This window comes from Nocardioides sp. NPDC127503 (assembly GCF_040302165.1).
GTDB lineage: Bacteria > Actinomycetota > Actinomycetes > Propionibacteriales > Nocardioidaceae > Nocardioides.
In genome coordinates this window covers 92,233-100,154 of sequence record NZ_JBEORH010000017.1, presented here as the reverse complement: position 1 = coordinate 100,154, position 7,922 = coordinate 92,233, and the positions used below count along the sequence as shown (strand labels likewise).

Annotated in this window: 7 protein-coding genes; 3 read left to right on the top strand and 4 right to left on the bottom strand. The window is 67.7% G+C overall.

All coding sequences use genetic code 11. The features are described from left to right. Nucleotides 1-625: 625 nt before the first annotated feature. The 4 genes from yjfF to ABTW65_RS28000 form a co-directional block, all read right to left on the bottom strand. On the bottom strand, nucleotides 626-1,630 hold the full coding sequence (gene yjfF / locus ABTW65_RS28015) for a galactofuranose ABC transporter, permease protein YjfF (RefSeq protein WP_350666301.1): 1,005 nt from the start codon (nucleotides 1,628-1,630) through the stop codon (nucleotides 626-628). Then, nucleotides 1,627-2,688 (bottom strand): ABC transporter permease, encoded by a 1,062-nt coding sequence (locus ABTW65_RS28010; protein ID WP_350666299.1) that lies wholly within the window; start codon nucleotides 2,686-2,688, stop codon nucleotides 1,627-1,629. Before ABTW65_RS28010 ends, yjfF begins: the two co-directional genes overlap by 4 nt. Beyond that, complete coding sequence (locus ABTW65_RS28005) at nucleotides 2,681-4,261, bottom strand: sugar ABC transporter ATP-binding protein (RefSeq protein WP_350666297.1); 1,581 nt, start codon at nucleotides 4,259-4,261, stop codon at nucleotides 2,681-2,683. The genes ABTW65_RS28010 and ABTW65_RS28005 overlap by 8 nt, the downstream gene beginning before the upstream one ends. Before the next feature lie 134 nt (nucleotides 4,262-4,395). After that, nucleotides 4,396-5,373, bottom strand: coding sequence for an ABC transporter substrate-binding protein (locus tag ABTW65_RS28000; protein WP_350666296.1), 978 nt, complete (start codon nucleotides 5,371-5,373; stop codon nucleotides 4,396-4,398). A gap of 153 nt (nucleotides 5,374-5,526) precedes the next feature. Between ABTW65_RS28000 and ABTW65_RS27995 the strand changes: the two genes are divergently transcribed. The 3 genes from ABTW65_RS27995 to ABTW65_RS27985 all read left to right on the top strand — a co-directional run bounded on the left by ABTW65_RS27995 (nucleotide 5,527) and on the right by ABTW65_RS27985 (nucleotide 7,912). Beyond that, the gene (locus ABTW65_RS27995) at nucleotides 5,527-6,618 is read left to right on the top strand and encodes a DNA glycosylase AlkZ-like family protein (RefSeq protein ID WP_350666294.1); all 1,092 of its coding nucleotides are present in this window, start codon (nucleotides 5,527-5,529) and stop codon (nucleotides 6,616-6,618) included. A 109-nt stretch (nucleotides 6,619-6,727) separates the two neighbouring features. Beyond that, on the top strand, nucleotides 6,728-7,177 hold the full coding sequence (locus ABTW65_RS27990) for a VOC family protein (RefSeq protein WP_350666293.1): 450 nt from the start codon (nucleotides 6,728-6,730) through the stop codon (nucleotides 7,175-7,177). A gap of 69 nt (nucleotides 7,178-7,246) precedes the next feature. Continuing rightward, nucleotides 7,247-7,912 (top strand): GOLPH3/VPS74 family protein, encoded by a 666-nt coding sequence (locus tag ABTW65_RS27985; RefSeq protein WP_350666291.1) that lies wholly within the window; start codon nucleotides 7,247-7,249, stop codon nucleotides 7,910-7,912. The last annotated feature ends 10 nt before the right edge of the window (nucleotides 7,913-7,922 follow it).

Below are 7,922 nucleotides of genomic sequence, written 5' to 3'. Positions count from 1 at the left end.
CGGCCGCTTCGCGGTCCTGGACTCCGGACCAGATCGAGAAAAGATTTGGCTGGCTATCGGGGCGGCGGCCCGGGTGTGGCCACGGCACACTCACCTACGAAAGGTGACCGATCCACGCCTACACCAGACATGGGGTCTCCGGGTGAAAGAAAAATTTCTTCCACGTGCCAACCCCACCCCGGCCAGACACCCTCTGAGGCGAACGAAAATTCGTTCGCCCGCCGCCCCTCCGCGCGGGGAACGCAAGGCGGAAAGAAAATTCCTTCCCCTAACCCTCCCGGCTCCAAGTGGTCTCCCCGCGCCGAACGAAAATTCGTTCGCCTTCCGACCCCATCTGTCGTGTCGGTCCACGGCGGAAGGAAAATTCCTTCCACCGGTCGGCCCGACCGGCCTGAGCTCCCAAGCCCCCGCCCAACCCAAACTCCCGCGCCAAACCCCTGCCGCCGACCCGATAGCCAGCCAAAATTCTCAACGGATCCCGGTGTCAAGGATCGCCGCAGGCGACCGGCGTCAGCCGGCGGCCGAAGGCCGTCCTTTACTCCGGGATCCGTTGAGAACACCCTCCCCGAAAGGGTCGGCGGCAAACCCCAACCACAAAAACACAGCCCCGACAGAGCCGGAAAACCTACCCCCGCCGAGTCAACACCCTCTGCGCGACGACAAACACCAGCACCAGAACCCCGATAGTGATCCGAGTCCACCAAGAGGACAGCGTGCCGTCGAAGGAGATGAAGGTCTGGATCGTCCCGAGCACGAGCACTCCGAGCAGCGACCCGATCACGAACCCACGGCCACCGGTGAGCAACGTCCCGCCGATGACGACGGCGGCGATCGCGTCCAGCTCCATCCCGACCGCGTGCAGCGAGTAGCCCGAGAGCGTGTAGAGCGCGAACAGCAGTCCGCCGAGGGCCGCGCACAGCCCGCTGATCGCGTACACGCCGACCTTGGTCGCCGCCACCGGCAATCCCATCAGCAGCGCCGACGGCTCGCTACCGCCGAGCGCGTAGACGGTGCGGCCGAAGCGGGTTGAGGAGAGGACGTACGCAGCAACCGCGACGATCACCAGCGCGAAGACCGCCGTCCACCCGAGGTAGTAGCCACCGGGCAGGGTGATCGTGCCGAACGCGATGGCCTTGAAGGTCTCGTCCTTGATCGGGATCGAGTCGACGCTGATCAGGTAGCAGAGCCCGCGGGCCAGGAACATGCCCGCCAGGGTGGCGATGAACGGCTGGATGTCGAAGTAGTGGATCAACAGTCCCATCGCGGTGCCCAGCAGGGTGCCGGACAGGAGCACGATCACGATCACCGCGACCACCGGTAGGCCGAGCTCGAGCGTCCTCGCCGCGATCAGCGTCGAGAGAGCCACGTTGGAGCCGACGGAGAGGTCGATCCCGCCGGTGAGGATCACGAACGTCATCCCCACCGCGAGCACGATCAGGAACGCGTTGTCGAGCAGCAGCGTCAGGAAGACCTGCGGGTCGGCGAACCCTTCGTAGCGGATCCCGCCGACGCCGAACATGCCGATGAACAGCGCGAACGTGCCGAGCACGGGCAGGTAGCGACGCGGCGGGCTGTAGCGTGCGACCCGGGCGATGAGCCCAGTCTCGATCGCGGGCACCTGGACACTCATGCGACAGCCTCCTCGCGGCTGGTCGGCGTACGGTCGCTGCGTCGTTGCAGCACCGCTCGCGCCTTCGGCGACTGCAGCAGGCACACGATCACGACCACCAGCGCCTTGAACAGATAGTTGGCCTCGGCCGGGATGCCGATGTTGGGGATGGTCCTGGTGAGAGTGGCGATCAGCATCGCCCCGACGAGGGTGCCGGTCAGGGAGAAGCGGCCGCCGGCCAGCGACGTACCTCCGATGACGACGGCCAGGATCGCGTCCAGCTCGATCCACAGGCCGAGGCTGTTCGCGTTCACCGAGTGGGTGTTGGCAGCGATGATCAGGCCGGCGGTCCCGGCGCAGAGCGCCGCGAAGACGTAGACGGTCCAGATGATCGTGCGGGAGCGTACGCCGGCCAGCCGGCTCGCCTCCGGGTTGATCCCGACCGACTCGATGAGCAGGCCGAGCGCGGTGCGGCGTACGACGATCTGGGTGGCCGCGAAGACTCCGAGCGCGATGAGAGCCGCGACTGGGAGGGTGAGCAGGTGGCCGGAGGCCAGCGCGGCGAAGGCGTCGTTGTTGACCGTGGTGATCTGGCCGCCGGTCACCAGCATCGCGATCCCGCGGCCGGCGACCATCAGGACCAGCGTGGCGATGATCGGCTGGATGCCGACGACCGCGACCAGGAAGCCGTTCCACAGCCCCAGCGCGACACTGACGGCGAGTGCCATCGAGATTGCGATGACGGCCGTGCCGGCGGCACCGTCGGCGGGGCTCTTGACGATGTAGACGCAGGCGACGGCGCCCGCGATCGCCGCCACGGCTCCCACCGAGAGATCGATCCCGCGGGTCGCGATGACCAGCGTCATCCCGATCGCGACCAACAGCACCGGTGCACCGTTGCGGACGATGTCGACCAGGCTGCCGAAGAGGTGACCGTCCTGGATGCGTACGTTGAAGAACGTCGGCGTCGCGATCAGGTTGACCACCAGCAGCGCGCCGAGCGCGGCCAGCGGCCAGAAGAGGCGATGGGCCATCGCGCGGGCGCCGAGCGCCCTGCCCGATCTGATGGTCTCAGGCATCTGCTCGCTCCTTCTCGGCCAAGCCGCCGGGTTCGCCGGTGATGATCTCGAGTACGTCGTTGATGTCGATGCCCCGGTTGGGCCGCTCGTCGATCTTGCGGCGGTCCTTGAGGACCACCAGCCGGTGGCTCAGCCGGAGCACCTCTTCGAGCTCGGCGGAGATGAACACCACGCTCATCCCCTTCTCGGCGAGATCGGCGACGAGCTGCTGGATCTGGGTCTTGGCACCGATGTCGATGCCGCGGGTGGGCTCGTCGAGCAGGAGTACGTCGGGCTCCGTGATCAGCCAGCGCGCCAGCAGGACCTTCTGCTGGTTGCCGCCGGACAGACTTCGCATCGGCAGGCTCGGATCGGCCGGCCGTACGTCGAGAGCGGTCATGAACTCCTTGACCAGCTTCTCGCGGGTGGCCGCCGGGATCGGTCGCAGCCAGCCACGGCTGGCCTGCAGGCCGAGCAGCATGTTGTCGGCCACGGAGAGCTCCTCGAAGACGCCCTCGGCCTTGCGGTCCTCGCTGCAGAAGGCGAGCTTGCGGTCGATCGCGTGCCGAGGGCTGCGGAGCCTCCGGCGAGTCGAGCCTCGTACCGTGAGCTCGCCGGTGTCCGGAGCATCGGCACCGAACAACAGCCGGGCCAGCTCCGTACGCCCCGAGCCGAGCAGGCCGGCGATGCCGACGACCTCCCCGGGGTACAGGGTCAGGTCGGTGGCCTCCAGGCTCCCCTTGCGGCCCAGCCCGACGGCGCTCAGTACCGGGAGACGCTGCTCGGCGGTCGCCTCGGTGGCCTCGTGCACGGCGTGGTCGAGGCGCTCGAGGACCTGGAGGTCGCGGCCGATCATCAGCTGCACCAACTCCAGCTGGGTGGTCGTCTCGACCAGCCGCTCGCCCACCACCCGGCCGTTGCGCAGGATCGTCATCCGGTCGGAGATGTCGAAGACCTGGTCGAGGAAGTGGGAGACGAAGACGATCGCGGTGCCCTGGTCGCGCAGCCTGCGCATCACCTCGAAGAGCCTGGCCACCTCATCGGCGTCGAGGCTGGAGGTCGGCTCGTCGAGGATCAGCACCCGAGCATCGGTGTCGACGGCACGCGCGATCGCGACGAGCTGCTGGACGGCGATCGGGTGGCTGCCGAGCTCTGAACCGGGATCGATGTCGATGCCGAGGCCCTGCAGCGAGGCGGCCGCGCGGCGATTCATCGCCCGGCGGTCGATCGGGCCGATCCCGTTGAGGCGGCGCGGCTCGCGGCCGAGGAGCATGTTCTCGGCCACGGTGAGGTTCGGTACCAGGTTGACCTCCTGGTAGACCGTGCTGATCCCGGCGTGCTGCGCCGCGGCCGGGGTGGCGAACTGGGTCTCGACGCCGGCGATCTCCACCCGCCCCGAGTCGATCGTGTAGACCCCGGTCAGCGCCTTGATCAGCGTCGACTTCCCGGCCCCGTTCTCCCCCATGAGTGCGTGCACCTCCCCCGGCAGGAGTCGCAGCGAGACGCCGTCGAGCGCTCGGACCGCTCCGAACGTGATGGAGACGTCGAGCATCTCCACCACCGGTCGGGGTGGCTTCATTTCTGCCTGGCTCATGTCGTACTGGCTCCTGGCGGGGTCGAGGGGGGCGGCGGCGGATGCTCACCGAGGTAGCTCGGTGAGCGCGCGCTTCCCTCGTGGAGTTCCACGAGGGAAGCGACGGCTCACCGAGGCACCTCGGTCAACGGGCGTCAGTACTTGCGGTCGGGCAGCGCCTCAGCTGCCTGCTCCGGGGTGAAGGTGGTCTCCTCGGTGACGATGCGCTCGGGGACCTCCTCGCCGGCGACGACCTTCTCGGCGACGTCCATCAGCTGCGGCCCGAGCAGCGGGCTGCACTCGACGATGAAGTTGATCTCGCCGGCGGCCAGCGCGGTCATGCCGTCCTTGACCGCGTCGACGGTGATGATCTTGATGTCGGTGCCGGGCTTCTTGCCGGCTGCCTTGATCGCCTCGATCGCACCCAGGCCCATGTCGTCGTTGTGGGCGTAGACGACGTCGATCTTCGGGTTCGACTGCAAGAAGGCCTCCATGACCTGCTTGCCACCGTCACGGGTGAAGTCACCGGTCTGGGACTCGGTGATCTTGATCTTGGAGTCCGCGGAGATCTTGTCCTCGAACCCCTTCTTGCGGTCGATCGCCGGCGCCGATCCGGTGGTGCCCTGGAGCTCGACGACGTTGACCGCGCCGTCCTTGTCGACGTCCGAGGCGTCGGCGTTGTCGACCAGCCACTGACCGGCCTTCTCGCCCTCCTCGACGAAGTCGGAGCCGATGAAGGTGACGTAGAGCGAGGTGTCTTCGGTGTCCACGGCCCGGTCGGTCAGCACGACGGGGATCTTGGCGCGCTTGGCCTCCTGGAGCACCGCGTCCCAGCCGGTCTCGACGACCGGGCTGAACGCGATGACGTCCACCTTCTGCTGGATGTAGGACCGGATCGACTTGATCTGGTTCTCCTGCTTCTGCTGAGCGTCGGAGAACTTCAGGTCGATGCCGGCTTCCTTGGCCGAGTCCTGGATGGATGTGGTGTTCGCGGTGCGCCAGCCGCTCTCGGCGCCGACCTGGGCGAAGCCCATGGTGATCGAGCCGTCGTCGGCTGCTTCGCTGCCGCCGCACGCGCTGAGCGACATCCCACCCATGGCGAGCGCACACAGCCCGATGAGGGTCTTCTTCACTGTGGTCCTCCAGTGTTTTTACTGCGGCGGCCGGTGTGACCGTCGTCACGATGCGACCCAGTGTGAGCGTTAACATCCGCGCGGTCAAGCGGAATCGGAAGATCGGTTCGAATCGGCAGCAGGTCGTCCGGAACTCCCCATACTGTGTCGACCATGACGCTCACCCTGACTCCGGAACAGGCACGCCGCATCGCGGTCCGCGCCCAGCTCCTCGACGCGCGTCGGCCCGTCTCGCTGGTGGAGACCGTCGATCAGCTGACGCTCCTGCAGATCGACCCGACCAAGGCGATCGCCCCGAGCGCGGATCTGGTGGCGTGGTCGCGGTTGGGGGATGCGTACGATCATTCGGATCTGACCTTCGCCCTCGAGCAGGAGCGCTCGCTGGTGGAGTTCTCCAGCTTCATCTTCCCCATGGACGAGATCGAGACGGTCCTGGTCCTGTCTCCGGGCCGGATCCACCCCACGGCCGTCGAGTGGGTGGAGGCCAACAAGAGATTCCGTACGCAGGTCCTGGACCGCCTGCGAGCCGACGGTCCGCTCGTGGCCGGCGAGATCGAGGACACCGCCGAGGTGCCGTGGGCCTCGACCGGGTGGACCAACGACAAGAACGTCCTGCGGATGATCGAGCTGCTCAACCGGATGGGCGAGGTCGCGATCGCCGGCCGCCGCGGCAAGCTGCGCACCTGGGATCTCGCCGAGAGGGTCTACCCCTCCGACCTGCGCCTTCCTTCGGCCGAGGACGCCCTCAGGGTGGAGACGGTGCGCCGGTTGGCATCGCTCGGGATCGCCCGCCCCGGACGGAAGGACTCCTCCGGCGGCGAGGTGCTCGGCGCCGGGGACGCGGGCATCCCGTGCACCGTGGCCGGCGTCGATGGCGAGTGGCGGGTCGACCCCGAGGCCCTGGCCGCGCTCGAGGACGGGTTCGCGCCGCGTGCTGCCCTGCTCTCGCCCTTCGACCGACTCGTCTACGACCGCGACCGGGCGCTGGACCTGTTCGGGTTCGAGTACGTCCTGGAGATGTACAAGCCGGCCGCCAAGCGACGCTGGGGCTACTTCGCGCTCCCGATCCTGTACGGCGAGCGGCTGGTCGGGAAGCTCGACGCGAAGGTGGACCACAAGAAGGTGCTGCTGAACGTCTTCGCCGTCCATGAGGACTTCGGGTGGACCGCCGAGATCGGTGACGCGGTGGAGGCCGAGATCGAGGCGCTGGCCGGGTGGCTGGGCGTCGAGATCGCCCACCCGTGATCAGGCCCCGAAAACAGGGCAAACCGAAGCGAATTGCTCTTCTCCACCTCCTTCGAGGCGCTTACTGTGACTGAACGGGGTCGGAAATCGATCAAAGGAGACGATCCGGATGGCAACGCTCAACCCCTACATCAGCTTCAAGTCCGAGGCCGCTGAGGCGCTCGAGTTCTACCGATCGGTGCTCGGCGGCACCGTCGAGACGATGACCTTCGACTCCATGGGCGACGCGATGGGTCCGATGCCGCCGGAGGCGAAGGACCTGGTCATGCACGGCTCGCTGACCCTCGACGACGGCCTCGTCCTGATGGCCTCCGACACGCCTCCGGGCATGGGCATGGAGTACGTCGCCCCGACCGCCGGCGTCACCGTCGCGATGACCAGCGCCGACCCCGCCGACCAGCCGCGCTTCGCCGACTACTACGCCAAGCTCTCCGAGGGCGGCACGCCCGGGATGCCGTTCGCACAGGCTCCGTGGGGCGACTACTTCGGCCAGTTCGACGACAAGTTCGGCGTGAGTTGGATGTTCGACGTCGCCGGGCCGGAGTCGGCAGAGGCCTAGACGAAGGTCCGAACAAAGATCCGTCTTTCGTAGGAGGCGCCGGGCAGCAAGTCGTTTTACCGTCGATACATGCTGATCGCGGAAGACCTGCTGCTGCTCGTGCTCGACGACGAGAAGGGCACGCTCGCCTCGTCCTGGGTCCAGCAGGCGCTGGGCGGAGCGATCCTGACCGAGCTCGTCATGGCGGGCTCGGTCCAGATCGTCCCCAAGTCCGGGCTCACCCCGGCCAAGGCGATGGCGGTGCCGGGTCGGCGGCCGGACGAGCCGGTCCTGGCCGCTGCGTACGACGTGTTGGCGGTCAAGCCGCTGGCCGCCAAGAACGCCGTCACCAACCTCGGCAAGGGCCTGCACGAGGCCCTGGCCGCGCGGCTGTGCGACCGCAACATCCTCAAGCGCCGCGACGAGAAGATCCTCGGCATCTTCCCGCGCACCACCTGGCCGGCTGCCGACTCGAGCCACGAGAACGCCGTACGCGGCCACCTGGTCGCCGTGCTCATCCACGGTGCCGCACCGGACGCACGGACCGGCCCGCTCATCGCCCTTCTCTCCTCCATCGACCTAGCCCACAAGGTGGTCGACACGAGGGCCGTCGGCGCCGGAGCGGTCAAGAAGCGGGCGAGGGAGATCGCCCGCGGTGACTGGGCCGCAAAGGGCGTCAAGGACGCGATGGACGAGGTCACCGCGGTCATGACCGCGGTGATGGTCGCCACCACCGTCACCACGACGACCACCTGACAAAACCCGA

Excerpts from the sequence above, each read along its gene's own strand:
- ABTW65_RS27985 (WP_350666291.1), top strand. The coding sequence starts at position 7,247 with ATGCTGATCGCGGAAGACCTGCTGCTGCTCGTGCTCGACGACGAGAAG.
- ABTW65_RS28010 (WP_350666299.1), bottom strand. The coding sequence starts at position 2,688 with ATGCCTGAGACCATCAGATCGGGCAGGGCGCTCGGCGCCCGCGCGATG.
- yjfF (WP_350666301.1), bottom strand. The coding sequence starts at position 1,630 with ATGAGTGTCCAGGTGCCCGCGATCGAGACTGGGCTCATCGCCCGGGTC.
- ABTW65_RS27990 (WP_350666293.1), top strand. The coding sequence starts at position 6,728 with ATGGCAACGCTCAACCCCTACATCAGCTTCAAGTCCGAGGCCGCTGAG.
- ABTW65_RS28005 (WP_350666297.1), bottom strand. The coding sequence starts at position 4,261 with ATGAGCCAGGCAGAAATGAAGCCACCCCGACCGGTGGTGGAGATGCTC.
- ABTW65_RS27995 (WP_350666294.1), top strand. The coding sequence starts at position 5,527 with ATGACGCTCACCCTGACTCCGGAACAGGCACGCCGCATCGCGGTCCGC.